Source organism: Acinetobacter sp. 1542444 (genome assembly GCF_000581835.1).
In the GTDB taxonomy this organism is placed as follows: Bacteria; Pseudomonadota; Gammaproteobacteria; order Pseudomonadales; family Moraxellaceae; genus Acinetobacter; species Acinetobacter pittii.
Map to the genome: position 1 here is coordinate 401,910 of NZ_JEYA01000004.1, position 25,971 is coordinate 427,880.

Annotated in this window: 22 protein-coding genes; 6 read left to right on the plus strand and 16 right to left on the minus strand. The window is 39.4% G+C overall.

Annotated elements, in window-relative coordinates; translation table 11 throughout:
* Positions 1-171: 171 nt before the first annotated feature.
* The 11 genes from J580_RS17025 to hutC form a co-directional block, all read right to left on the minus strand.
* The gene (locus J580_RS17025) at positions 172-456 is read right to left on the minus strand and encodes a hypothetical protein (protein ID WP_032005037.1); all 285 of its coding nucleotides are present in this window, start codon (positions 454-456) and stop codon (positions 172-174) included.
* A gap of 718 nt (positions 457-1,174) precedes the next feature.
* Positions 1,175-1,975: a glutamate racemase gene (gene murI / locus J580_RS17030; RefSeq protein WP_032005038.1), complete on the minus strand. Its 801-nt coding sequence runs from the start codon at positions 1,973-1,975 to the stop codon at positions 1,175-1,177.
* A gap of 23 nt (positions 1,976-1,998) precedes the next feature.
* Entirely contained in the window at positions 1,999-2,637 is a 639-nt protein-coding gene (locus J580_RS17035; RefSeq protein WP_032005039.1) for an HAD family hydrolase, read from the minus strand.
* A 104-nt stretch (positions 2,638-2,741) separates the two neighbouring features.
* The gene (locus tag J580_RS17040) at positions 2,742-4,568 is read right to left on the minus strand and encodes a DUF885 domain-containing protein (RefSeq protein ID WP_032005040.1); all 1,827 of its coding nucleotides are present in this window, start codon (positions 4,566-4,568) and stop codon (positions 2,742-2,744) included.
* A gap of 252 nt (positions 4,569-4,820) precedes the next feature.
* Positions 4,821-5,741 (minus strand): formimidoylglutamase, encoded by a 921-nt coding sequence (gene hutG, locus J580_RS17045; RefSeq protein ID WP_032005041.1) that lies wholly within the window; start codon positions 5,739-5,741, stop codon positions 4,821-4,823.
* A 10-nt stretch (positions 5,742-5,751) separates the two neighbouring features.
* Positions 5,752-6,957 carry an imidazolonepropionase gene (gene hutI, locus J580_RS17050; RefSeq protein ID WP_032005042.1) on the minus strand — a complete coding sequence of 402 codons (1,206 nt, stop codon included), beginning with the start codon at positions 6,955-6,957 and terminating at the stop codon, positions 5,752-5,754.
* A gap of 51 nt (positions 6,958-7,008) precedes the next feature.
* Entirely contained in the window at positions 7,009-8,421 is a 1,413-nt protein-coding gene (locus J580_RS17055) for an amino acid permease (RefSeq protein ID WP_005804358.1), read from the minus strand.
* A gap of 64 nt (positions 8,422-8,485) precedes the next feature.
* Complete coding sequence (gene hutH, locus J580_RS17060; protein ID WP_000421598.1) at positions 8,486-10,024, minus strand: histidine ammonia-lyase; 1,539 nt, start codon at positions 10,022-10,024, stop codon at positions 8,486-8,488.
* 87 nt (positions 10,025-10,111) lie between these two features.
* The gene (gene hutU, locus J580_RS17065) at positions 10,112-11,779 is read right to left on the minus strand and encodes a urocanate hydratase (RefSeq protein WP_081403692.1); all 1,668 of its coding nucleotides are present in this window, start codon (positions 11,777-11,779) and stop codon (positions 10,112-10,114) included.
* A gap of 261 nt (positions 11,780-12,040) precedes the next feature.
* Positions 12,041-12,616: a HutD family protein gene (locus J580_RS17070; RefSeq protein ID WP_032005044.1), complete on the minus strand. Its 576-nt coding sequence runs from the start codon at positions 12,614-12,616 to the stop codon at positions 12,041-12,043.
* Entirely contained in the window at positions 12,613-13,365 is a 753-nt protein-coding gene (gene hutC, locus J580_RS17075; RefSeq protein WP_032005045.1) for a histidine utilization repressor, read from the minus strand. Before hutC ends, J580_RS17070 begins: the two co-directional genes overlap by 4 nt.
* A gap of 350 nt (positions 13,366-13,715) precedes the next feature.
* On the opposite strand from hutC, the gene J580_RS17080 reads away from it, so the two are divergent.
* Complete coding sequence (locus J580_RS17080; protein ID WP_032005046.1) at positions 13,716-14,828, plus strand: acyltransferase family protein; 1,113 nt, start codon at positions 13,716-13,718, stop codon at positions 14,826-14,828.
* Between the two features lie 33 nt (positions 14,829-14,861).
* Here the strand turns inward: J580_RS17080 and zigA are convergent, their stop codons facing one another.
* The 3 genes from zigA to J580_RS17095 form a co-directional block, all read right to left on the minus strand.
* Positions 14,862-16,127 carry a zinc metallochaperone GTPase ZigA gene (zigA, locus tag J580_RS17085; protein ID WP_081403693.1) on the minus strand — a complete coding sequence of 422 codons (1,266 nt, stop codon included), beginning with the start codon at positions 16,125-16,127 and terminating at the stop codon, positions 14,862-14,864.
* 142 nt (positions 16,128-16,269) lie between these two features.
* Entirely contained in the window at positions 16,270-16,956 is a 687-nt protein-coding gene (locus J580_RS17090; protein WP_002119139.1) for a D-Ala-D-Ala carboxypeptidase family metallohydrolase, read from the minus strand.
* Between the two features lie 164 nt (positions 16,957-17,120).
* Positions 17,121-18,509 carry an amino acid permease gene (locus tag J580_RS17095; RefSeq protein ID WP_017481869.1) on the minus strand — a complete coding sequence of 463 codons (1,389 nt, stop codon included), beginning with the start codon at positions 18,507-18,509 and terminating at the stop codon, positions 17,121-17,123.
* 357 nt (positions 18,510-18,866) lie between these two features.
* On the opposite strand from J580_RS17095, the gene fahA reads away from it, so the two are divergent.
* The 4 genes from fahA (at position 18,867) to J580_RS17115 (ending at position 22,433) form a co-directional block, all read left to right on the plus strand.
* Positions 18,867-20,174 carry a fumarylacetoacetase gene (fahA, locus tag J580_RS17100; protein ID WP_032005048.1) on the plus strand — a complete coding sequence of 436 codons (1,308 nt, stop codon included), beginning with the start codon at positions 18,867-18,869 and terminating at the stop codon, positions 20,172-20,174.
* Positions 20,161-20,793 (plus strand): maleylacetoacetate isomerase, encoded by a 633-nt coding sequence (maiA, locus tag J580_RS17105; protein WP_014207986.1) that lies wholly within the window; start codon positions 20,161-20,163, stop codon positions 20,791-20,793. Before fahA ends, maiA begins: the two co-directional genes overlap by 14 nt.
* A 17-nt stretch (positions 20,794-20,810) precedes the next feature.
* Positions 20,811-21,359 carry a VOC family protein gene (locus J580_RS17110; RefSeq protein ID WP_002119119.1) on the plus strand — a complete coding sequence of 183 codons (549 nt, stop codon included), beginning with the start codon at positions 20,811-20,813 and terminating at the stop codon, positions 21,357-21,359.
* 294 nt (positions 21,360-21,653) lie between these two features.
* Positions 21,654-22,433: an IclR family transcriptional regulator gene (locus J580_RS17115; RefSeq protein ID WP_032005049.1), complete on the plus strand. Its 780-nt coding sequence runs from the start codon at positions 21,654-21,656 to the stop codon at positions 22,431-22,433.
* A gap of 70 nt (positions 22,434-22,503) precedes the next feature.
* Here J580_RS17115 and hppD read toward each other — a convergent pair whose 3' ends face one another.
* Positions 22,504-23,559 carry a 4-hydroxyphenylpyruvate dioxygenase gene (gene hppD, locus J580_RS17120; RefSeq protein ID WP_017398971.1) on the minus strand — a complete coding sequence of 352 codons (1,056 nt, stop codon included), beginning with the start codon at positions 23,557-23,559 and terminating at the stop codon, positions 22,504-22,506.
* A 529-nt stretch (positions 23,560-24,088) separates the two neighbouring features.
* Here hppD and J580_RS17125 point away from each other — a divergent pair.
* On the plus strand, positions 24,089-24,559 hold the full coding sequence (locus J580_RS17125) for a DUF523 domain-containing protein (RefSeq protein ID WP_032005050.1): 471 nt from the start codon (positions 24,089-24,091) through the stop codon (positions 24,557-24,559).
* A gap of 20 nt (positions 24,560-24,579) precedes the next feature.
* Here J580_RS17125 and J580_RS17130 read toward each other — a convergent pair whose 3' ends face one another.
* On the minus strand, positions 24,580-25,923 hold the full coding sequence (locus tag J580_RS17130; RefSeq protein WP_032005051.1) for an MATE family efflux transporter: 1,344 nt from the start codon (positions 25,921-25,923) through the stop codon (positions 24,580-24,582).
* Positions 25,924-25,971: the final 48 nt, after the last annotated feature.

Here is a 25,971-nt window from a genome sequence, read left to right on the forward strand (position 1 = left end):
CTTTTTTATTGCATTCATATCGCTACACAGACGATTTTACGTGAAAGAGAATCTAGTTTGATAGTAGAGAACTCTCCTAGGACCCTATGTCACAATGGACTTTTACTTTTGCGCTGATTTAAAGTTTGAGAGATCATTGCGACACAGAGATAAAGGAGCTAAGCGAAATACTTAGCTCATTTCATTTTTGTCGCAGCGTTGAATGCTGCTAAACAAATTAGGGGCAAAGTCCTGTGGGAGAACAGGACTTTGCAAACTGGTGTGTTTTAAACGTTGTACGATTTGAGGTGAATACACCTGCGCAAGCTGTTGGCAAATACAATCGCAACTGGCTTGCATGTGTTCACTTGATAAACAAATTCTTTTAAATTCCTGCTGAGCATTGGCTTCATCATTTGTAATACTGTAAGCACCGACCACAAGGTTTAAAACTAATATAAATTTATGAAGTTTCATATTATTCTCATGATTATTTATATCTTTAAATAAAATAAAAATATTATTCATTTAAATATTAAAATAATTTTTTAAATAATAATTAATCCCCCATAAAAAACAGGAAAATAAAATAATTAAGATTATAAAATAAAAATAATTTATAAATTTAAAAAATCAGGTCGCATAAAACCCATATTTTAAATAAATAAAACTATTAACGGAGAGAGAAAATGAGTTTGAATAATGGCATGGCCAACTCCTTAAAAATGGAGTCCTACCACCAGATCACCGCGAATTAATTTATGGTGGTAGAACGAAAGAGGGTTGACAGACTAGACTTAGCGACCAGCACGCGCGAACGCGTCCCCCTTCCGCCCTACCATAGAGAAAAAGGGGGCACAAAGGTTCCACATGGGAAATACTAAGGAAGTATAACCCATTTGCTAAGTACGGTCTGTCAAAACCGTCTGGCAATGTAGGCCAGCAACGAAATCATAATTGGTATAATAAAGAACGTCAATTTATTTTAATGAAAAAATTTAAATATAATAATTTTATTAATATTTAAATAATATTATTATCTTTATTACATTTATGGCTTTTAATTAAATTTAAAATATAAAATTGAGTTATATATATTTGGTTAATAAAATAGATTGATCGTTAATTTTAATTTAACAGTTTATATAAAAATATAAGATGATAAGCAAACACCTCTTATCATCTTTTCTAGAGTTTACTTTTCTATAGCTTTTACGGGTAAACGCGTACCTAACAAAGAAAAAGTAACGTCCGCAACTTCCAACGGGTCTGAACTGGTCCAAATAATATGATTCCCCTCATTTGGACTTTCAGAACTTAAATCATATTGATTGAGTTGACGCATTAATTGCGCAGTTACAGCTTCCGAAGGCTCAATAATTTGAATATCACGGCCTACAATTTCCTGAATCGTATCTGAAACAAATGGATAGTGTGTGCATCCTAAAATAATCGTATCGGCTTTTTGTTCGACCAACGGCGCCAAAATATTTTTTAAATAATCTTTAACTTCTGCGGTATGTGCTTTGCCCGTTTCAATTTTTTCGGCTAAGCCAATACACGGCACTAAAGAGACTTTAATATCTTGCGCATACGTTTCAATTAAACTTTTTAAGTTTTTGCCCTTCACCGTGGTTGCAGTTGCCAAGACAGCGATATGCTTGCTCATGGTCATTGCCACAGCAGGTTTTACCGCTGGTTCTATGGCAATAAGTGGCACACTAATTTGCGCTCTAATCGTTTCAATCGCTACAGCGGTCATGGTGTTACAAGCAATCACGATCGCTTTGCATTTGCCATGAGCAACTAAGTTTGAAATTAAATGCGTGGTTCGTGAAACAATCCAGTCGCTATCCCTGTCTCCATACGGGACATATTTCGAGTCAGCGAAATAGATAATATCTTCATTCGGAAGGGCCTGCCGAATATGCTTAAAGAGAGACAACCCACCTAAACCAGAATCAATCATTCCAATCGGGTTGTTATTGTTATTCATGGTTTGTCCTGCATTTCATATATTTAGAAAAATTCTTTCATGGTTGCCAAGTCATTGAGCACGACTTTGGGCTGAATGGTTTTTAATTTTTCGGCCGATGTATAACCCCAACCTACCGCAGCAAAATCAATACCTGCTTTATGTGCAGCTTCGCCATCAGTGGTTTGGTCGCCGACATAAATTGCTTGGTTTTTACTTACATCTAAAATATTGAGAACACGCTTAATTCGTTTAGCTTTGCCAAATATAGACGAGCCACCATCAATATGGCTAAAAAGTTCACATAGTTCTGTACCGAGAATACTTTGACAGTTTTCTTTAGAGTTTGAAGTAATAATTGCGAGCGTATATCCCCGATTATGTAGTTCAATTAAGTGGTCCCGCATGCCTTCAAACATGTAAACTTCTTGGTCTCTTTCTTTCATTAAACGAATGAAATCTTTGGCAATCCAAGGCAGTTTCCATCTGGAGACTTTCATCTCTTTCATAATTTCTTTTGGTGAAAGATGTTTGTACTGCTCTACTTCATGTAGCTCTACAGATTTAAATTTATACTTCTTGGCAAGCTGATTTAAAGCACCTAAAAAGAAGCTAAAGGAGTCGACTAAAGTACCGTCCATATCAAAAATAATAGCTTGGTATTCTTTTAAAGATTTTTCCATTTTAAAGTTCTGAAATAAAATATATTTTTTATAATTATATTCTGTTTTCTATTGGTTTTTAAATCAGGCCCAATGAGGACCTGACCTAAATTTCGATTTTTGTTTTAAGCTGCCACTTTTTGTTCCTTTATCCAATTTTTAATACGTGCATCCAGAATATTTAAAGGCAATGTTCCTGCATTTAAAATCATGTCATGGAATGCTTTGATATCAAAACGATCTCCAAGCTCATGTTTCGCGAGCTCCCGTAGCTCTAAGATTTTTAACTGGCCCATTTTATAGGCTAATGCTTGGGCAGGAATAGCAATATAGCGATCTGTCTCTGCCTGAATATCTGGTTCATCTAAAGCAGAATGTTCTCGCATAAAATCAATCATTTGCTGACGGGTCCATTTTTTATAATGTACCCCAGTGTCAACCACTAGACGACAAGCACGGAACAACTCACTCGATAGTCTTCCATAGTCTGAAAGCGGGTCTTTATAGAAACCAACGTCTTTGCCCAGTTGCTCTGCATAAAGTGCCCATCCTTCAATATAAGCTGTATGGTTGGGTTGCTTTCGGAACATCGGTAAATTTGGCAGATTTTGGGCAATATCAATCTGCATATGGTGCCCAGGAATCGCCTCATGATAAGCGGTCGCTTCCATTGATATTTTGGAACGTTCAGAGAAGTCGCCAGTATTTACATACACCTGTCCGGGACGTGAACCATCAGGCGTGCCTTGGTGATACTCCGCACCTGCCGCTTCTTTTTCTCGATATTGCTCTACAGGTAAAACTTCGACTTTATTTTTTGGTAATAAACCAAAGAGCTTCGGCAACTCTGGCTGCATTTGGGCAATATATCCTCGATAAATCTCTAAAATTTCTTCACGGGATTTTGGGAAAACAGCGGGATTTGTTTTTAAGGATTGTTGGAAACTTTTTAAGTCATTGAAACCTTTCGCTTTGGCAATTTTCAGCATTTCCGCTTCTATACGAGCAACTTCTTTTAACCCAAGCTGATGAATATTTTCAGGGCTTTCAGAGGTTGTCGTATTGTTTTCTACATAAAAGCGATAAAGCTCGTCACCGTTTGGCAAGCTCCATATACCCTCATGTTGTCGGCCATGGGGTAAGTAATCTTTCTGAATAAATGTTCCAAGTTTTTGATAAGCAGGGCGAACATTCTGATCTATGGCCTGTAGGATTTCGCGGCTTAAACGTTCTTGTTCTGCTTTCGAAATGTTGTTTGGAAATTGCTTTAATGGAGAAGCAAAAACACTGTCTGTCCCTGCGGGAGTTGCAATGCTATTAATCTGCTTTGCCACCTTTTCAATTAAATATTTGGGTGGCATCAAACCATCTTTTTGGCCTTGTTTCGCTAACTGAATACCTTGATCAAGAATAAGAGGAATTTGTTTTAAACGAGAAATATAGTCTTGATATTGCTTAGCATTATCAAATGGAATCGAACTAATAAATCCCGGAAATTGCAAATGTAGCCCCCACATTTGATTAAAAGGCATCTCATACAATTTCAAATCATAATTTTTAAGTGTTTCTTTCAACTGATAAATCATTAAATCTTTATTTAATTGATCAGTTGCTGAAAACCCAGTGCTATCAATTGCTTCAAAACGTTTTAAAAAATTTTGCGTACTTTTTTTATCTTTCTCGATCTGATTTTTTGAAAGCTCAGTCCATCGATTGTTGTAGCGTAAATCTCCTAAAACGGTTGCAGTTTCAGGACTATTTTTCAAAGTATATTCCCACTGTTCCTGTAAAAGTTGGTTTAAAGCTTTCACCCGAACAGAGACATTACTGTTTTGTTTAGATTGTGATTTTTCGATGCTATTTGTATTTATTTCGGGGGATGCAGCATTAGAAGAATGAGACATCCAAAATAAAACACTGATACAAGCCAATTGTAAGGTTCTGTTTTTCATTTAATTATCCAGAAATATTTAACAAAGGTTAAAATAAAGACAAAACAAATTACGTGCCAAACAGCATATAAAATGGTGTAAAAATCGAGTATTTTTTTAACTCAATGATTTTATAAATTAATTTTCTTTTTAATTATATTATTTATAGTTGCTATCTATATTCCACATCTGACTTTAATAGACCAAGAACTTAAAAAAGTGCACATGAACGATCTCAGTGCACTTTTTAATTTTTACATTAAAAATTGTTTCTCAAGAAAACAAATATTGATAAACAATATAGGCAGCCAGTTTTGCTGTTCTATTGTCTAAATCAAATTTTGGATTGCATTCAGCAATATCTAAAAGTTTAATTTTTCCAGTCTCTTGAATATGCTTAAAAATTGCTTCAAAAGTCGCTAAATCAATTCCTTTTACAGCAGGTGCACTGACTCCCGGTGCAACCGCAGCCGTGAATACATCTAAATCAATCGTAACGTACAAACAGTCTACTTTTTCAATAAAAGCATCAACCGCCGCGAGCACATTGTTTAGGTTAAAAATATTAACCTCATGATCGCGTAAATATGAACAATTCAGCGCATCGGCTGTATCAAACAAAACTTTAGTATTGGCATGGTTGGCGACCCCAATACATAAATAATTAAATTGTTTTTGATGCTGTTCTGAAAGTCGAGCTGCCTGTAAAAATGGTGTTCCAGAGGTGGCATGTTCAGCTTCACGCAAATCAAAATGGGCATCGAAATTAATAATGCCTATTTTTTTATCTGGCGCGTGGGTTTGTACATATTGGAACAGACCGCTAAAGCTGCCAAATGCAACCTCATGTCCACCACCAAGTACAATCGGTTTTAAACCATTTTGTAGGCTAGTTGCGACTTGCTCCGCCAACTCAGTTTGGGCTTGCTCTAAATTGTCATATTCGCAAGTCACTGTACCCAAATCGACAATACTGACTGGACGATGAATCGGTAAGTTGGCAAGCTGATTACGGATTGCATCTGGTGCATCGGCAGCACCGACTCGGCCTTTATTACGTTTCACGCCTTCATCCGAGCTAAAACCAATCAACGCAAATTCAGCATGTTGGGTTTTATTCATAATATGGTGAATACGTTGGTGTGCTTCACCCTCGCCATCATGTCGGCCTTGCCATTTAAATGTGTGATTCATGTGCCACCGTCTAAAAAATAACTTCTTGTCCATGCTGAACGACACGCTTAGGCAAATCTCCGCCCAGCCAGTAAACAATTTCAGATGGATGCTCAATATCCCAAGCCACAAAGTCAGCGACTTTACCCTGCTCCAAACTACCGTGTGTTTGCTCTAAACCGAGCGCTTGTGCAGCATGAATAGTGACACCTGCTAATGCTTGCTCAGGCGTTAAACGGAATAACGTACTGCCCATATTGAGCATTAAACGTAAAGAAAGTGCTGGAGATGTACCCGGATTTAAATCACTCGATAGCGCAATATGCACGCCATGTTTAATCAGGCTTTCAATCGGTGGGTATTGTGTTTCACGCAATAAATAAAACGCACCTGGTAGTAACACTGCAACCGTGCCCGACTCTGCCATCGCTTTAACATCATCTTCGGTCATGTACTCTAAATGGTCAGCCGACAAAGCATGATAACGTGCTGCCAAACTTGAACCACCTAGCGATGAGAGCTGCTCAGCATGAAGCTTAACGGGCAAACCTAATGATTGTGCCATTTTAAAAACACGTTCAACCTGAGCTGGTGAAAATGCCAAATGCTCGCAGAACGCATCTACAGCATCGACTAAACCTTCAGCATGTAGTTTAGGCAACATCTCTGTACAGATATGCTCGATATAAGCATCGCTTTGGTCTTTGTACTCTGGCGGTAACGCATGTGCAGCCAAGCAAGTGCTTTTTACCGTCATTGGTAAAGCTTCACCAATTTGACGGATCACACGCAGCATCTTGCGCTCATTTTCGTAATTGAGTCCGTAGCCAGATTTGATCTCGATGGTTGTAACGCCGTCTTGTTGCATACAGCGAATACGCTTAAGAGCTGATTTCAGTAATTGTTCTTCGCTGGCTTCACGCGTTGCACGTACTGTACTGGCAATGCCACCACCGCTTGCTGCAATTTCAGCATAGCTCACACCTTGCAAGCGTTTTTCAAACTCAACACTACGGTTGCCACCAAAAACACTATGCGTATGACAGTCGATCAACCCCGGGGTTACCCAAGCGCCATTTAAGTTAACTGTTTCGGAATAAGTGTCGGCAGGAAGTTGTTGTTGTTTTCCAATCCAGTGAATCAGATGCCCTTCTGTGACTATTGCTGCATCTTCAATATAGGAATATTGCCCATTTTGCATGGTCGCAATGTGGCAATTTTGCCAAAGTTTTTTCATTCGCCTTTCCTCAAAACTGCCCAACAGTAAAGCTATTGGGCAGTTGACTTGTTAGCTTTCTATCTCGATATTTTGCGGAATTGAATTATTTTGCTTTCCCGAATTTTGCTGAGGTTTGACCCAAATACGATAAGCGATCATTAACAGAACAAGCCATGTGATTCCCACATAAATTGCAGGGCGTGAATCTGGGAAATAACCCATCATGACTAAAATGAATACCATAAAACCAATTGCAAACGCAGGAGCATACGGCCAACCAATAACGGGGAAATCCAATGCCTTAATTTCAGCAGTAGACAACTTACGGCGCATCGCGACTTGCGAAAGCAAGATCATGAGCCACACCCAAACGGTTGCGAAAGTTGCAATTGAGGCAATGATCATGAATACATTTTCAGGAATCAGGTAGTTCAGCACTACACCAATTAATAGCACGCCAGCCATAACCACTACAGTCATCCATGGCACACCATTACGTGATAATTTCTGGAAAACTCGAGGCGCTTGACCACGGTTTGCCATGCCATAAAGCATACGACCAGCACCAAATACATCACTATTAATCGCTGAAACAGCAGCAGTAATCACGACAATATTTAAAATTGTAGCTGCTGATTGAATGCCCAAATTCTCAAAAATCTGTACAAATGGACTACCTTGGCTACCAATTTGATTCCATGGGAAAATCGACATCAGTACAAAAATGGTCAACACATAGAAAAGTAAAATACGTACTGGAACTGCATTAATTGCTTTAGGTAAGGTGGTTTTCGGATCTTGTGATTCACCAGCTGTAATACCAATAATTTCGATACCACCGAAAGCAAATACAACCACAGATAAACATGCAACTAAGCCTGCAATCCCATGCGGCATAAAGCCATCATAAATCCATAAGTTTTGAATACCCGGTACCACACTGCTATGGTCAGCATGGAAGCCGTAGAACATTAAACCGATTCCACCTAAAATCATGGCAACAATAGCGCTCACCTTGACAATAGACAGCCAAAACTCGAGTTCGCCAAAGACTTTAACGTGAATGAGGTTAATTGCACCCAAGAACATAATCAGGGATAAAATCCAGATCCACCGTGGTACATCGGGATACCAGAACCCCATATAAATACCAAAAGCAGTGACATCAGCCAACGCCACAATGATCATCTCAAAAACATAAGTCCAGCCTGTCGTAAAGCCAGCCAATGGACCAATGTACTGTGAAGCATAGTGGCTAAATGAACCAGAGACAGGGTTTTGGACAGCCATTTCACCCAATGCGCGCATAACGATATAAATTGCAATCCCTGCAACGATATACGCCAGTAATACTGAAGGCCCTGCCATTTTAATTGCAGTTGCCGAACCATAGAAAAGCCCAGTTCCAATTGCTGAGCCCAATGCCAAGAAACGAATATGGCGGGTGTTTAAACCCCGCTGTAGTGTGGAGTTTTGTGACATTATAATCTCCAATCCTTGAGGATATTTAGTTAGATTCGGCCACTCCATGTGACCGTTTTATCAATCACACTTCAGATAAACTAGGGAGTAGTTTTGGAATAATTAACTCGTTTAAGCAGCCGCTTGAGAGTAATTCACTTGCTTGCTCAATATCAGGAGCAAAGAAACGGTCTTCACTGTAGTAAGGCACTTGAGCGCGCAAGATTTTACGAGCTTGTTCAAGTTTAGGCGAGCTTTTTAGGCCTTCACGGAAGTCTAGACCCTGACAAGCGCCTAACCATTCAACAGCTAAAATGCCACGGACGTTGTCAGCCATATACCAAAGACGTTTACCCGCATTCGGAGCCATTGATACATGGTCTTCTTGGTTGGCAGAAGTCGGTAAGCTATCAACACTTGCTGGATGAGCAAGCGCTTTGTTGTCACTTGCAAGAGCAGCAGCGGTTACCTGAGCAATCATAAAGCCCGAGTTAACACCACCATTTGCCACCAAGAACGGTGGAAGTTGCGACATGTGACGGTCCATCATCATTGAAATACGACGTTCAGACAATGAACCAATTTCTGCAATTGCTAATGCTAAATTATCAGCCGCCATTGCAACAGGTTCTGCATGGAAGTTACCACCAGAAATCACGTCACCTTGTTCAGCAAAAACAAGCGGATTATCAGATACAGCATTTGCTTCAATTTCTAATACTTCAGCAGCCTGACGGATTTGGGTTAAACATGCGCCCATCACCTGTGGTTGGCAACGTAAAGAGTATGGGTCTTGAACTTTGCTACAGTCTTCGTGTGAATGTGCAATTTCACTCGAGTCTGTTAATAGATCACGATAAGCCGCAGCCACATCAATTTGGCCACGTTGACCACGTACTTCGTGAATACGAGCATCGAATGGTGCACGTGAACCCAGCATTGCTTCAACGCTTAAGCCACCACAAACTGTTGCAGCTGCAAATAAATCTTCCGCTTCAAATAAGCCGCGTAAAGCATAAGCGGTTGAAACTTGTGTACCATTTAAAAGTGCTAAACCTTCTTTAGCTGCTAAAGAAATCGGTTCTAAGCCTGCAACTTTTAAAGCTTCAACTGCTGGTAACCATTCACCTTTATAACGCGCCTTACCTTCACCAAGTAACACTAAAGACATGTGTGCAAGTGGTGCCAAGTCACCTGAAGCACCGACTGAACCTTTAAGTGGAATGTGTGGGTAAACTTCGGCATTAATTAAGGCCAACAAAGCATCAATCACTTTACGACGAATACCAGAGAAACCACGCGCCAAGCTATTTGCTTTCAATAGAATAATTAAACGAACCATTGCATCATCGAGTGCTTCACCAACACCTGCGGCATGTGAAAGAACCAATGAACGTTGTAACTTTTCTAAATCTTCAGGAGCAATTTTGGTTGAAGCAAGTAAGCCAAAGCCTGTATTAATGCCGTAAGCTGTACGTCCTTCATTTACAATTTTCTCAACGCAAGCCACGCTTGCATTAATTGCAGATGAAGCACTTTCATCTAATTTAACTTTGATCGGGTTGAGGTAGGCTTGACGTAAATCGGCTAAGGTCAGTTTTCCCGGTTGGATTAATAATTCCATGTTGGCTTCCTAATTTTTTGCACTATATTCTGCTGAGACGGTGCTTTTCACAATTGCAAAAAGCACCGCTAGTTCTTCCGTGTATTTTTATTGCGTGATCATTGGCAAGTGTAGGCCTTGCTCTTTCGCACAGTTAATCGCAATTTCATAACCTGCATCGGCATGACGCATAACACCTGTTGCAGGGTCATTGGTCAGTACGCGAGCAATACGTGCAGCAGCTTCATCTGTACCATCACACACAATCACAACGCCTGAGTGTTGAGAGAAGCCCATACCTACACCACCACCGTGATGTAAAGACACCCAAGTTGCGCCGCCTGCCGTATTGAGCAACGCGTTTAATAAAGGCCAGTCTGATACTGCATCTGAGCCGTCTTGCATTGCTTCAGTTTCACGGTTTGGACTTGCAACCGAACCTGAGTCTAAATGGTCACGACCAATCACAACTGGAGCTGATAATTCACCGCTACGAACCATTTCGTTAAATGCCAAACCAAGTTTTGCACGTAAGCCTAAACCAACCCAGCAAATACGCGCTGGTAAGCCTTGGAAGCTAATACGTTCACGTGCCATGTCTAACCAGTGATGTAAATGTTCATCATCAGGAATTAACTCTTTAACTTTGGCATCTGTTTTATAAATGTCTTCTGGATCACCAGAAAGCGCTGCCCAACGGAATGGACCAATACCACGGCAGAACAATGGACGAATGTATGCAGGTACGAAGCCTGGGAAATCAAAAGCGTTTGCTACACCTTCTTCTTTCGCCATTTGACGGATGTTGTTGCCATAGTCAAATGTTGGAACACCCATTTTTTGGAAATCAAGCATCGCTTGTACGTGCTTCGCCATCGACTGTTTTGCAGCTTTTACAACAGCTTCTGGTTCAGTTTTCGCACGTGCACGGTATTCATCCCAAGTCCAACCTACTGGTAAGTAGCCATTAAGGGGATCGTGCGCACTTGTTTGGTCAGTCACCATGTCTGGACGTACACCACGGCGTACAAGCTCAGGTAAAATTTCAGCAGCGTTACCATGAAGCGCAATTGAAATTGCTTTACCTTCTTTTGTATAACGGTCAATACGTGCTAAAGCGTCGTCTAAATCAGTCGCTTGTTCGTCTACATAACGGGTACGTAAACGGAAATCGATACTTGCTTGTTGGCATTCGATGTTTAAAGAACACGCACCTGCAAGTGTTGCAGCTAAAGGCTGAGCGCCCCCCATACCACCTAAACCTGCGGTAAGAACCCAACGGCCTTTTAAATCACCGTTGTAGTGTTGGCGGCCTGCTTCAACGAAAGTTTCATAAGTACCTTGTACAATACCTTGGCTACCAATGTAGATCCATGAACCTGCTGTCATTTGACCGTACATCGCCAAAGCTTTTGCATCTAATTCGTTGAAGTGTTCCCAGTTTGCCCAGTGCGGTACAAGGTTTGAGTTTGCAATTAAAACGCGTGGTGCATCTTTATGAGTTTTAAATACACCTACTGGCTTACCTGATTGAACTAATAACGTTTCATCAGTTTCAAGATTTTTTAAAGTATCTATAATTTTGTCGAAACATTCCCAGTTTCGTGCTGCACGGCCAATACCACCGTATACAACCAACTCTTTCGGGTTTTCTGCAACGTCCGGATCAAGGTTATTCATCAACATACGTAATGGAGCTTCAGTTAACCAACTTTTAGCCGTCAATTCAGTGCCGCGTGGCGCACGAATTTCTACATCACGAAATTTTGTTGTCATTGTTGTCACAGGCGGACTCCTTCCTTTGAGCTTACATCAGCAGAACATCACTTGTTTCTGCATTTGTATAGTAATGTATTAACTTGTATATACATCCATATACTACACAAATATTTTTCGGCGTGAAGAGGGTGACTGATATTTTTTTAATAAAATTGAATAAGCTTATGAATTAAATTAGTTTATTTTTATATCAAGCATAAAAAAAGCACATATCTTTTCACGAGACATGTGCTTTTGAATAAGCAAATTACTTAAGTTTTAACGTTGAATTAGCTCCATGACATAGCAGCTTTTGAGTTGTTTTTTGGGAAAACTAATCGATGTCACGCCAGCGTTTTTCTCAATTTTTAGTGTTTCTTGAGCAGCAAGCTGAACGGAATGATCATCAACGTTCACTTCCGTTTCACTACCCTGATTAAAAATGAAAATCAGGTCTGCCGAACTGATAAATGCCTGCTCCGCTGTATCATTCAACCACTGAAAACGAGCATGAAACTTTGCAGGATCATAAATTAAATTTAAATCTCGAATTGCACCGTCGACCAGTTCACTTTGGACCTGACTCTCGCCATGGAAAGCAAAAATATCACCTTGGTTCAGCGTTTTGGCAGGAAGATCATCGACATGCAATACCATACCCTGTCCATCGAGTACGCTAATAATGCGCTGCTTATTGGGAAATAGCGAAAATGGCCCAGAAGTGGTCACATCTGCCATCGAAATACGCCAATCGAAATCAGCTTCACCTTGGCTTCTGGCAATTTCTAAAGTAAAACCTGCACCATTTTTCCAAAGCATTTTTGTATATTGATCGGCCCTGATCAATTCAATCATGGGTTAAATTTCCCTTCGAGATAGTAGCGGCTACCCGGATAAATCAGACGCGCACTTGAAATGAGTTGTTTGTTTGACCATGTACGGCGACGGATCAGTAAGCATGGTTCAGCTTTGGTAATCTTTAACCACCTACACTCTTGAGGAGATGCTAAAACTGCCTCAACAATATGCTCACCTTCTGACACAGGTGCTTTTGCCATGAGGTAAGCATTCGGGGTAATGGTTTTAAAATCTTGTTCTAAATAATCTGGAATCAGTGCTGCATCAACTAAACGATCTTCGACCTGAACAGGTACATCATTTTCATAATGCACAATAATCGAATGAAATAATCTTTGCCCTTCACGAGTCTGCATTAACACGCTTTGCTCTGCATTTGCATAAATTTGTTCTAAGACTAAAACTTCAGCGTGGTGCTTATGGTTTCGTGCAATAATCTCATCGGCAATATTATTAATTTGAAAAAGTGCAGTTCGGCCTTGCCCTTCAGCTACGAAAGAACCAACGCCCTGAATTCGAACGAGTAAGCCTTCTGTTGTTAACTCACGTAGCGCACGGTTTACCGTCATACGGCTACAGCCAAGTTGATTAACTAGTTCACTTTCCGAAGGAATTTTTTTATTTACAGCCCACGAGCCTTCATAAATCTTTTGTGAAATCAGCTGTTTTACGCGTTGATATAAAGGAACTGGACTATCAGCTTCAATCGAAAGCTCAGCATGTTCTTGTTTTGATGTTCTGGGCATAACAAATACTCAAAAAGGCGGCAGGCAAAAAAGTATTTTAGTTGACATGCTATGTATATACAACCACATACAACATGTTAATTTATGAAATAAATAGATTGTAAAAGTTTAAAAAATAAACATAGTTCGTAAGAGCTAATTTAAAGTTTTATGTAGAGAAATTCAAATATATTAGGATTTTATCAATATTTATTTAATAGTTGTGTCTGCTAAGCCTGTGCCCTATCCAAGAATATAAAAATATTATCCTTTCGGGTTTACGAAATGATGCTTAAAATTTTTATTTAAAATAACTGATCGATAGTATTCTTCTGCCACACAGTATATTAATAAAACTGGAAGCACATCGAATGCGTAATTATAAAATAGATATTCTTCGAGGAATCTCTATCCTTTTGGTTCTTTTACATCATTTTAATATTCCCTATAAACTCAAAGATACATGGTTAGGTTTTGACTTCTTAGGTGAAGCATTTAGCACAGTCATCGCAAGAAACGGAAATTATGGCGTGACCATGTTTTTTGTAATTTCGGGGTTCTTAATTACTCATCACACCTTAAAAAGAGATAAACAATTTTCCGCAATTAACCTCAAGCATTTTTATATCCGACGCGCAGCGCGTATTTTACCGTGTCTGATATTACTTATTTTAGGGGTAAGCATACTTGGTTCATTTGACTTAAAACCCTTTATGAACCAAGCACCGAATGGCATTGAGGTCTCTTATCCTTTAACCATATTTGCAGCCTTAACCTTCTGGATGAATATCCTGATTATTAAATTTGGTTGGGTAAACTACGCTTTGGGAGTGCTGTGGTCGCTCTCTGTAGAAGAAGTTTTTTACTTTGTTTTTCCATTATTGTGCTTACTTACGCGTAGTAATAAGGTCTTTGTTGCTGTACTAATTGGCGTAATTTTATATGGGCCTTATTTTAGGTCTTTGCATTTTGGAGAAGAAAGCGGTGCCTACTTATATCATTATTTTTCAAGTTTTGATGGTATAGCAATTGGCTGTTTAACTGCCATTTTCTCTCATAAATATCAGCCAAATTGGCCCTATAAAAAACCTCTTTCATGGTTAATTATTTTGAGTATGACCGCTCTATATTTATATGCACCAATTAAAGAAGTCAGTACATGGGGTATCAGCTTATTTGCTTTTGCTACAGGTCTACTCATTTTGTGTTTTCAGCATCCTTCCGAAACGCAAGCGCATAACCTATTTACCAAAGTGATGGTCTGGTTAGGGCAAAGAAGTTACGAAACTTATTTGTTTCATCTGGTTGTATTGGGCCTTATGAAGGTTGCTTTTATTCCGGCCCAAACCGACTCTAGCATCAAAATTATGCTTTTAATTGGCTATTTGGTTCTGACTTTTATCATCAGCGCAGCGATTGAAAAATATTATTCCACACCGCTTAACAGCTACATTCGAAAGGTTTTTATTAAAGACAAATCATAAAAATAAGCCCCTTTAAAATAGGGGCTTATTTAATTAAGCGATCAACATGGTTTCATCTTCTTGTTTAAAAGGATTAGGCCAGTTCTGCCAAACTTGTGGTCCTAAAGCCATTTCTTCATCACTTAACAAGCAGCGATCCAAGCGTTGTATTAAAGCTTGCTCATCCATTTGCATACCAATTAAAACCAGTTCCTGACGTGCATCTCCTGTGCGTGCATCCCAATTTTTCTTAATTTCTTCAATGCTGGCTAGGTCACTCGGCCAGTCTTCTTCTGCAACGGCGGCCCACCAATAACCTGCCAAGCCGTGTCGAGCCATTGCACCTGCTTGTGACCATGAATAGGCCAATGTCGGTTCGGCAGCCAACCAGAAAAAGCCTTTAGAACGCACGACTCCCGGCCATTCAGCCTGAACCAAATCATAAAAACGCTCTGGATGGAAAGGTCGACGCGCACGGTAAACAAAGCTACTGATTCCATATTCTTCAGTCTCAGGGGTATGCTCGCCGCGTAACTCTTTTAACCAACCTGGTGCTTGTGCAGCTTCATCAAAATCGAAGAGCTGTGTATCTAAGATTTTATCTAAGGCAATCTTTCCAAATTGAGCAATTTCAATTCGGGCACGCGGATTTAATGTTTTTAAAATTGCGATAAGCTGGTCTTGCTGAGCCTGATCAATCAAATCAATTTTATTCAGCACGATTACATCACAAAACTCGATTTGATCAATAAGAAGATCGACTACAGTTCTTTCATCTTGCTCACCTAATGATTCGCCACGTTGTTGTAGGGAGTCAACTGAACTGTAATCTTTAAAGAAATTAAAAGCATCGACTACCGTGACCATGGTGTCGAGTCGAGCGAACTCATTGAGTGAGTTTCCATCTTCATCTTCAAAGGTAAACGTCTCTGCCACAGGTAACGGTTCAGAAATGCCTGTCGACTCAATCACCAATTGGTCAAAGCGCCCTTCGTCAGCTAAACGTCTCACCTCAACCAATAAATCTTCGCGTAACGTACAACAGATACAACCATTGCTCATTTCAACCAGCTTTTCATCCGTTCTTGAAAGCTCTGCCCCACCTTCGCGTACTAATGCCGCATCAATATTCACCTCAGACATATCATTGACAATCACGGCAATACGGCGGCCTTCGCGATTATTTAAAATATGGTTGAGTAATGTGGTTTTTCCTGCACCCAAAAAGCCTGATAAAACAGTGACGGGAAGCTTGGCAAATGAGTTGGCGATTGCAGTGCGCATGGCTTGATCTCTTCGAATAATATTTAAACTGATCATGGCTGGCCATCTAGGTATGGCCAGATCACAGGCGTAATCTATTTCTAAACCAAAATAATGTTATGTTATAACATAACTATTGATCAAGTTTTTATTTCGCTTTTATTTAAATCAATTTACTTAGTCGTTGAAAAAATTGCTTTTATAGTCCCTGACAAATTGAGGTTTTGTAGTGATGGTCAGGCCCCCATGCACGGAATCCTTGGCTATCAATATGGATTTGTCCTGAAGCATAAACACCTAGTCCCATATTAAGCGCTTGGCCTTTTGTGGCCCAAAACTGACAAAGTTTGGTTTTGGTTTGTTGAATATTAAACTGGTCTAAATCACTCGGCTGTTCTGGGCCAATTCTAAAATCAAGCGCTGCATTAAAGACATGTCGGGAAGCATCAGCACCACCTGCACAGCGGTTTAGAGACAACGCCCGGTAGACCGAAGTCACTTCAAAATCATTAATTACGCCATCCTCAACTAACGCTTTTAAAATACTAAGCGTCGGAACAATATTGGACCAAATCTCCCGTGGTGGCACCGCATAAGGCTCAACTCCACATTTTTGCCAATCTCGAGCTGAGCTTAATAATTCATGGTCTGGCACTAAATCTGCAAGTCCCTTTTGCTTAAGAAATTGCTTGTAAGCTTGTACAGCCTGTCGATGGTCTGCTGAAGCTAACCACGCAACATACGCCTCGGGTTGAGACTTTATTTTGACCACTGGTTTTGTAGGTTGAGGTAAAGGTGTTTGGGTATGCAGAGGGGTTGTTGGCTTGGGTGTTTGAGTGCTACATGCTGTGAGAGATAATAAAATTAAACCGAAATAACGCTTCATAAATATGCTCTATCTTCACCAAAAATGGGAAAATTGCTCATCATTAAATTAATGAAATGTTATATTATAACAATAATAAAATCCTTTAATTTCTGTTGCTAAATTTTAAAAATAAAAAAAGGACGCCTGTCAGACGTCCTTTTTAGATACAACTCAATAATTTATTAAATATCTGCTTCTAAGGCAGGTACAGACTGCTCAGCTTTTAATTTTCGGCGTTTAAATTGGTAAGCCACCATCAAACACAAGATCCAGCCAGGAATCATCATGACCGCAACACGCATATCTGGTGTTAAAGACATCACGATCAAAATGCCAAGCATAAATAATATGCATAAATAGTTGCTAAACGGATACATAAAGCTTGGGAACTTCGTTGTTTGCCCTTGGCGCTGCATATATTTGCGGAACTTTAAATGCGTCCATGAAATTACTACCCAGTTAATTACAATCGCTGCAACCACGAGCATCATGAGTAAACCAAATGCTTTTTCAGGGAAAATATAGTTTAACAGTACACATAAAATAGTGACTGCCGCTGAAAGGATCACTGCATTGGTTGGAATACCACGTTTATTAATACGTGCAAATACTTTTGGTGCATTTCCTTGTTGCGCAAGGCCTAACAACATACGGCTACTGCAATAACTTGTGCCGTTATAAACTGAAACCGCTGCTGTCAAAATGACAAAGTTCAATAACGTTGCAATGCCTTGGCTATCTAAAGAAGCAAATACCATCACAAAAGGGCTTCCGCCTTGTGCCATTTGGTTCCATGGGAATAGCGAGAATAAAACAAAAAGCGTCGCAATATAGAAAATCAAAATACGGTAAATAATTTGATTCACAGCTTTAGGTAAAGTTTTATCAGGGTCACGTGCTTCAGCTGCAGTAATACCGAAAAGCTCAATACCACCGAAAGCAAAAATAATGACTGCCATTGCCATTACTAAGCCTTCAACACCAAATGGGAAGAAACCACCAAGTGCCCAAAGGTTCGAAATGCTTGCCTGTGGACCTGCTGTACCTGTTGCAAGTAAATATGAACCAAAGCCAATCATTGCAAGAATTGCTAAGATTTTGACAATAGAAAACCAAAATTCCATTTCGCCAAAAAACTTAACGTGTAGCAAATTAATGCCATTAATTAAGACAAAGAAGGCTAAAGCAGACGCCCACGTCGGAATTTGCGGCCACCAATATTGAATATAAAGACCAATTGCGCTTAGTTCTGCCATACAGACGAGTACATTGAGTACCCAATAGTTCCATCCTGACATGAACCCTGCAAATGGTCCCCAATATTTGTAGGCAAAATGACTAAAAGATCCACTGACTGGCTCTTCTACCACCATTTCGCCAAGCTGACGCATCATTAAAAAAGCAATAAATCCTGCAATGGCATAACCGAGGATGACCGATGGACCTGCTAATTTAATCGATTGTGATATACCAAGAAAAAGCCCTGTGCCAATCGCCCCACCCAATGCAATAAGCTGGATGTGCCGATTACTCAAACCATGTTTCAGGTTTCCTTGCTCTTGTGCTGACATATGATTATTCTCATCCGTGTCACGTAATTTTTTTCCAATAAATTACGTATATCATAAATTGATCAGATTTTCATAGAGATTCATGAAAAAAATAATTGCGTGACTTTTCTCATAAGCGCGAATGAAAACAGAAAATACAAGAAATGACAATTATTATGAAATGTGTAATTAAATTATGTATTGCGTAATTTGATGAATTCAGTATTATAGAGACTTGAAGCAATTGGTTGTGCTCGGTCTATATCAAACTCATAAGACAAAAGATGATCTAAGCAAAGGTTAAAACTTATTGAGTAGCTCAGTCCTAGACCGAACTTTTATTTGTATAAGACCCGAGATAAAGACAAGGAAGCGAAAATGGAACAAAAACTAAACTCTTTTATTGAAGTTTCACCTCAATCAGATTTCACTATTCATAATTTGCCTTACGGTGTTTTTAGCAGAGCTAACGAAAGTGAGCGTCAAGTTGGTGTAGCTATTGGTGATTGGGTGATTGATCTCGCTGCTCTTGAAAAGCACGGTCTTTTAAAACTTTCAGAACAAGACACATATTTTAACCAGCCAACACTCAATAAATTTATCGAGTCTGGCAAAGCCAACTGGTCAAAAGTTCGTAAGACACTACAGTCTCTTCTCTCGGTTGAAAATTTAACGCTTCAAGAAAATGAAGCATTGCGTCAGGAAGTTTTGGTTAAGCAAGACAGCGTTACGTTGCATTTACCACTTCAAGTACCTGGTTATACCGATTTCTATTCTTCTAAAGAACATGCCACCAATGTAGGCTGTATGTTCCGCGATCCTAAAAATGCTTTACTGCCAAACTGGACTGAATTGCCTGTTGGTTATAATGGTCGTGCTAGTTCTGTGGTAGTCAGTGGCACTCAAGTCGTGCGTCCATCTGGACAAATTAAACTTCCAAATGAAGAGCGCCCAGTTTTTTCTGCATCGCGTAAACTCGATTTTGAACTTGAAACAGCATTTGTTATTGGTAAGCCAACGGCGCTTGGTCAACCGATCTCGATTGAAAATGCGTGGGATCATATTTTTGGAATGGTATTACTCAATGACTGGTCAGCACGCGATATCCAGCAATGGGAATATGTGCCTCTAGGTCCATTCAATTCAAAATCATTTGCCAGTGCCATCTCACCTTGGGTAGTCACACTTGAAGCACTTGAGCCATTTAAAGTTGAGGGTCCAAAACAAGAGCCTAAACCTTTAGCTTATTTACAAGAAAATATCGCCAACAGTTACGACATTAATTTGAGTGTTGAAATTCAAAGCCCGAAATCGGCACAAGCTGACGTGATCTGCAAAACCAATTTTAAATATATGTATTGGTCTATGGCTCAACAGCTTACTCACCACACCATTGGCGGCTGTAATGTTCAGGTTGGCGATTTAATGGGTTCAGGTACCATTTCAGGTTCTACACCAGATTCGTATGGTAGCTTGCTTGAGCTTACATGGAACACCACCAAGCCTTTAACACTTGCCAATGGCGAAACTCGTGGTTTCTTGCAAGATGGCGATACCCTGATCATGAAAGGTCATTGTGAGAAAAATGGTATTCGCATTGGCTTCGGTGAAGTTCGAAATACAGTCCTTCCTGCATTAAATTTCGATTTTGCAGAAACTTCGGAGCCTGACTATGAAGCTGTATAGTTACTTTCGTAGCTCTGCAGCCTACAGAGTACGTATCGGTCTAAACATTAAAGGTTTAGCTTATGAGACTGTTCCAGTTCATCTGGTGAAAAACGAACAGCAAAGCGAAGACTATTTAAAGTTAAACCGTAGTGCTCTAGTTCCGACTTTAATTGACGGCGATTTAACCTTGTCTCAATCGTTAAGTATTTTGGAATATCTAGATGAGCAATATCCAGAAACCAAACTACTTCCAAGTGATGTGCAAGAGAGAGCAAAAGTTCGCGCTTTTGCCCAAGCAATCGCTTGTGATATTCACCCGTTAAACAACTTACGCGTACTGAAATATTTAAAAAATGACTTAAATGTTTCAGATGAGCAGAAAAATTATTGGTATCAGCACTGGATTATTGAAGGCTTTCAAAATCTCGAGCAGCAACTTCAAGATTCAAATGGACAATTTTGCTTTGGACAACAAGCAACAATTGCTGATTGCTGCCTGATTCCACAAGTCTACAACGCGAAACGCTTCAAGATTGATTTATCTGCGTTTCCAAAAATTGAATCGATTTATCACCATTGTTTGTCTATCCCAGCCTTTTATAACGCGGCGCCAGAACAACAACCAGATTGGGAATAGTAAAAAGGAGTTTTAATATGACATTTGCCATTAAAAAAATACATCACGTTGCATATCGTTGTAAGGATGCGAAAGAAACTGTTGAGTGGTATAAAAAAATGCTCAATATGGACTTTATTTTAGCTTTTGCTGAAGACCATGTGCCGTCAACTAAAGCCTTTGACCCATATATGCATTTATTCTTAGATGCTGGTCAAGGCAACGTTTTGGCATTTTTTGAATTGCCAACTCAACCAGAAATGGGCCGAGACGAAAATACGCCTCAATGGGTACAACATATTGCTTTTGAAGTTGAAGACTTAAATGCGCTGATGGCTGCCAAGCAACATTTAGAAGAAAATGGCGTGAAAGTCTTAGGTGTGACTAACCATGGCATTTTCCACTCAATTTACTTCTTTGACCCAAATGGCCATCGTTTAGAACTGACTTATAACGATGCTCATGCTGAAGAAAAAATTGCAAAAATTACTGAAGAAATGAAAACTGAAATGCTAGAGGAATGGAGCAAAACCAAACGCGCTCCGCACCATACTCATTTCTTGCATGAAGAAGAGTTAGGAACCTAATTTTTAAAGAGCACACTAAAAAATCGGCATTGATTAGAATTGTTTTAAGAGCAGTTCTATATCAATGCCGATTTATATTATTTAAAACCGCTAAATTTCTAGAAAATTGCGCTATAAATAAGAGCATAGTGATTTTAGAAAATTGTTGGTTATTAAACATGTCAATTTCGCTAATAGAAAAAGGTGATTTCTATTTTTCACTAGGCTCAGGCATGATGTAAAACGCGCCAATTTCAATTTATGTTTTGATCGTCACTGTTTAACAGCTGAAGTAAATTTATTAAGGGTATTTAAATGATTGAAGAAAAAGTATCTGGGGGGGTTCAATCACTTGAAGTCGGTTTATCTGTACTAAACGCCCTTTTGGAACACAATCAACCTATTATTCTCAAAGATCTGTCTAGCAAGCTAGAAATGCATCCTGCCAAGGTTCACCGCTATCTGGTTAGTCTTATTCGAATGGAATATGCAAAACAGCTTGATGATGGACAATATGCTTTAGGTGATCAGGCATGGCGCTTAGGTCTCAACTGTGTTCAGCATAGCGACACACTACAGCTAGTACAGCATTTAATTTACGACCTACAAAACAAAATTGGTTGCGGCATACAAATTAGTAAATGGTCGCCTAAAGGCCCTGTCGTGGTACAATCGATTGAATCAAACCACCCTATTTCGATTGTGACTAAAGTCGGCTCGATTATGCCTTTAGTCAATTCTGCTGCGGGACGTCTATTTGCCTCTTATCTACCAGAACATTTCGTTCGTCCCTTAATGGAAGCAGAATGGCAAAAGCATCAAGAACTTGGTCTGCACATCGCACCACAAAACTGGCAAGCATTTACAGAGCTTAAAGACACCATTCGCCAGCAACAAATGTCGGCAGCGAAAGGTGATTTACTGACGGGAATTAATGCGGTAGGTTTACCTGTATTTAACTCAAACCAGAGCATTGAGTTTTGTATTGTCGCACTGGATAGTGAAATGTTTTTACCAGTCGACCCTCACAGTAAAACGATTGAAATCTTGAAAAATGAAGTGCAGCTCATCAATCAATATATTAAAAGCCGCTAATCAATAGCCATAAAAAAACCAAGAGATCAAACTCTTGGTTTTTTAAGATCAGGAATAAAGCTCAGCTTATTTATTTAGTTTCTAAAACACCACGGCGAATCTGGTCACGTTCAATCGACTCAAATAATGCCTTGAAGTTACCTTCACCAAAGCCATCATCATCTTTACGTTGAATAAATTCAAAGAAAACTGGACCAATCATGTTTTCAGAGAAAATTTGCAATAACAGTTTCTTCTGACCATCTTTAGTGTTGCCATCTAACAGAATACCACGCTGTTTTAACTCTTCAGTCGGCTCACCATGATCAGGTAAACGTTCTGGTAGCATTTCATAATACGTATTTGGCGGCGGTGTCATAAATTTCAGACCAAGACCTTTTAACTTATCCCAAGTCGAGATTAAGTCATCACAAATAAACGCGATATGCTGAATTCCTTCGCCATTAAAGTCAGATAGAAACTCTGCAATTTGGCCGTTTCCTTTGTCTGAATCTTCGTTTAACGGAATACGGATCTTACCGTCTGGCGCTGTTAATGCTTTAGACGTTAAACCGGTATATTCACCTTTAATATCAAAGTAGCGAATTTCTTGGAAGTTAAAGATTTTTTCATAGAAGTTTGCCCAATACTCCATACGGCCTTTGTAGACGTTATGAGTTAAGTGGTCAATCTCGTTTAAGCCGGCCCCTACTGGACGTTTCTCAGCATCATCAAAGAAAACAAAGTCATTTTCATAAATATCACGGTCAACTAAAAAGATTGGCATACCACCAATACCTTTAATTGCCGGAATGTTGAGCTCCATTGGCCCAACTTTTGAATACATTGGTTCAGCGCCAAGCTCTACTGCTTTTTGGAAAGCTTTTGCTGCATCACGTGTTTTAAAACCCATCGCACAAGCAGATGGACCATGTTCATTAAAGAAGAATGAAGCATAAGATTCTGGCTGATAATTCAGGATAATATTGATATTTCCTTGACGCCATAAGTACGCTTCTTTCGATTTATGCTTGGCTACTTTTGAAAAGCCGATTGTTTCAAAAACTGGATCTAATTCATTTTCTTTTGAAACAAACTCAATAAATGCAAAACCGCATAATTCTAATGGGTTCTCTAAAATATCCATCTAGTTTCCCTCTGGTGATTACCTGTTCCGTTTATCTCTATTGCTGATGAACTCAGCTCCTTTCTCTATAGAATACGTTGCTATTGGGTGAAGACTTGAACCGTCAAATTGGCTTAACCCAACGCATCCTATGAGAAAAAAACGAGTCATTAAAACGAAGATATGATGAGCGTAGAGCCTTTAATGATTAATTTCCGTTCCATGTGGTGTTTGTTTTCCATACACACTGTCCTTTGTTATCTAAAAGTACGATTGAGATTTTTCAATAAACCCTTAAAAATCGTCTTTTCCTAAAAATCATTTATAGATTTATGGAGACCAACATCCTTGTTGAATCTCCAATGGCCATTTACCTTGAATTAGATGCTACTAAAAACAATTAAATTATGCAATACATAATTTAATTATGAATTGCATAATTTTAGTAATCTTTTAATTTGCCTGTTTTTTAAAATCAATTGTCATATTCGATATTCTGTTTATGATGCTTTATCTTCAAAAATCTCTCTTGCTTTGAGTTTGGAAAACTATGCTTTTAGTCAGCGCATGTTTAATTGGTGAACCTGTTCGATATGATGGTAAATCCTGTCCAAATACTTTACTTAAGCAGCTATTAATCAATAAAAAAGCCCAAGCATTATGCCCAGAGCTATTAGGTGGTTTTACCACTCCCCGTTTACCCGCAGAAATTGTGGGAGGAACAGGTCAAGATGTGCTTGATGGCAAGGCAAGAATTACTGATTCATCTGGTTTAGATGTGACAGAGTTATATTTAAAAGGTGCTTACCGCACCCTAGAAGTTGCGCAGCAAATAAAAGCGACTTGTGTGGTTTTAAAAGAGAATAGCCCATCTTGTGGTAGCCAAAAAATTTATAACGGTACTTTTCAAGGTGAGAAAATTACGGGAGTTGGAATCACCACGGCGCTTTTGCAGCGCCACGGCTTTGAAGTAATTTCTGAAAACGAGATTGAAGATTGGGTAGTAGAACATCCTCTTTAAGAGTGTGTTGATCTACCTAATCAAAAACCTCTTAATTGTTTTCTAAAATGGAAACAGATGGCACTAAATAAAAAAGCCACTAAATAACTTATGGCAGCCATCCACCAGAAACCATAAATTCCCATCGCAGAAATCGAGATATCCTGCCAATACAGTCCTTTGTAGGCCATCCACCAACCACCGCCTAATCCGAAACATAACACCACGACCAAGAAAATCAGCATTGGTAAAATCGACACATCCCAACAACGCAGCAAAGAGGTCAATAACGTCATTAAGCCATCTAGAAAGTGAGACATACAGACAATCAACAGCAGTGATGCGGCCAAAATCTGCACAGCCAAATCATCAGAATAAAAGGTGACAATTAAGTCCCGCTCCAACCATAAACACAGGGATAGACTGCCACTCACTGCCATAATCACCCATATACTTTGTCTGGCAATTTTGTTTGCTTCTTCCATGTTCCCGCTGCCCATAGATCGTGACACCAAAATGCTATAAGCCGAGGCAATTGACGAAGGAAAAATAAACATGAAGCCGCCAGTACTCGCGACAATTTGATGTGCCGCTGACACCACACTCCCAAAAGGCAAAATCAGAATAGCAACCGAACAAAATGCAACAACGTCCATCAACGCCATGATCGCAGTCGGTATACCTATTTTTAAAATCATCCGCAGACTTTCTCGGCTATCTTCAACTGACCGTTCGGGATGCTCAATAAAGATGTATCTTTTCTCCAGAAAAAACAGGTAGTAAACAGCCAACATAAACCACCGTACAATGAGAGTGGCTAATAAAGCCCCTATGGCACCGAGTGGCGGAATTGAAAATAAAGCGACGCCATAAATCAAAAGATAGGACAAAATAATTTTAAAAATGAAGAAAACACTATCTGATAATAAAACCTTATGCGCATTTTCAGTGACTTGGGACAAAGCTGTAAATAAACGCATCAGTAAATGCGCAGGTAAAATAAATACCAAAGCCCACATACAGTTTTTAGTAATTGAAACGACATGTTCAGATGCACCAAATAATTTTGGTAAATCACGGAACAAGTAAAGCAAGCCAATACTAACCAATGCCGAACATAACATCAGCCAAATGCCTTGAATAAAAATTTGACGAATATGGGGTATGTCATGGCAACCATAAGCTTCCGAGAGCTTGAGGATCACACCTTGCAGAATACCCATCCCAATGACATAAATCACTGTATATAAAGATAAAGTCACCGATAATGCTGCTACATGATCGTTACTAAAATGCCCTACATAAGCAATATCAACCAATCCACTTAAAACTAGAATTAAATTGCTTGAGAGCATGGGAATAAATAATTTAAAAATCTGGTTCATCAAGGAAATGCCTTATTTTTCTTTACGATTTATACTCATATTCACGTT

Excerpts from the sequence above, each read along its gene's own strand:
- J580_RS17025 (WP_032005037.1), bottom strand. The coding sequence starts at position 456 with ATGAAACTTCATAAATTTATATTAGTTTTAAACCTTGTGGTCGGTGCT.
- murI (WP_032005038.1), bottom strand. The coding sequence starts at position 1,975 with ATGAATAACAATAACAACCCGATTGGAATGATTGATTCTGGTTTAGGT.
- J580_RS17035 (WP_032005039.1), bottom strand. The coding sequence starts at position 2,637 with ATGGAAAAATCTTTAAAAGAATACCAAGCTATTATTTTTGATATGGAC.
- J580_RS17040 (WP_032005040.1), bottom strand. The coding sequence starts at position 4,568 with ATGAAAAACAGAACCTTACAATTGGCTTGTATCAGTGTTTTATTTTGG.
- hutG (WP_032005041.1), bottom strand. The coding sequence starts at position 5,741 with ATGAATCACACATTTAAATGGCAAGGCCGACATGATGGCGAGGGTGAA.
- hutI (WP_032005042.1), bottom strand. The coding sequence starts at position 6,957 with ATGAAAAAACTTTGGCAAAATTGCCACATTGCGACCATGCAAAATGGG.
- J580_RS17055 (WP_005804358.1), bottom strand. The coding sequence starts at position 8,421 with ATGTCACAAAACTCCACACTACAGCGGGGTTTAAACACCCGCCATATT.
- hutH (WP_000421598.1), bottom strand. The coding sequence starts at position 10,024 with ATGGAATTATTAATCCAACCGGGAAAACTGACCTTAGCCGATTTACGT.
- hutU (WP_081403692.1), bottom strand. The coding sequence starts at position 11,779 with ATGACAACAAAATTTCGTGATGTAGAAATTCGTGCGCCACGCGGCACT.
- J580_RS17070 (WP_032005044.1), bottom strand. The coding sequence starts at position 12,616 with ATGATTGAATTGATCAGGGCCGATCAATATACAAAAATGCTTTGGAAA.
- hutC (WP_032005045.1), bottom strand. The coding sequence starts at position 13,365 with ATGCCCAGAACATCAAAACAAGAACATGCTGAGCTTTCGATTGAAGCT.
- J580_RS17080 (WP_032005046.1), top strand. The coding sequence starts at position 13,716 with ATGCGTAATTATAAAATAGATATTCTTCGAGGAATCTCTATCCTTTTG.
- zigA (WP_081403693.1), bottom strand. The coding sequence starts at position 16,127 with ATGATCAGTTTAAATATTATTCGAAGAGATCAAGCCATGCGCACTGCA.
- J580_RS17090 (WP_002119139.1), bottom strand. The coding sequence starts at position 16,956 with ATGAAGCGTTATTTCGGTTTAATTTTATTATCTCTCACAGCATGTAGC.
- J580_RS17095 (WP_017481869.1), bottom strand. The coding sequence starts at position 18,509 with ATGTCAGCACAAGAGCAAGGAAACCTGAAACATGGTTTGAGTAATCGG.
- fahA (WP_032005048.1), top strand. The coding sequence starts at position 18,867 with ATGGAACAAAAACTAAACTCTTTTATTGAAGTTTCACCTCAATCAGAT.
- maiA (WP_014207986.1), top strand. The coding sequence starts at position 20,161 with ATGAAGCTGTATAGTTACTTTCGTAGCTCTGCAGCCTACAGAGTACGT.
- J580_RS17110 (WP_002119119.1), top strand. The coding sequence starts at position 20,811 with ATGACATTTGCCATTAAAAAAATACATCACGTTGCATATCGTTGTAAG.
- J580_RS17115 (WP_032005049.1), top strand. The coding sequence starts at position 21,654 with ATGATTGAAGAAAAAGTATCTGGGGGGGTTCAATCACTTGAAGTCGGT.
- hppD (WP_017398971.1), bottom strand. The coding sequence starts at position 23,559 with ATGGATATTTTAGAGAACCCATTAGAATTATGCGGTTTTGCATTTATT.
- J580_RS17125 (WP_032005050.1), top strand. The coding sequence starts at position 24,089 with ATGCTTTTAGTCAGCGCATGTTTAATTGGTGAACCTGTTCGATATGAT.
- J580_RS17130 (WP_032005051.1), bottom strand. The coding sequence starts at position 25,923 with ATGAACCAGATTTTTAAATTATTTATTCCCATGCTCTCAAGCAATTTA.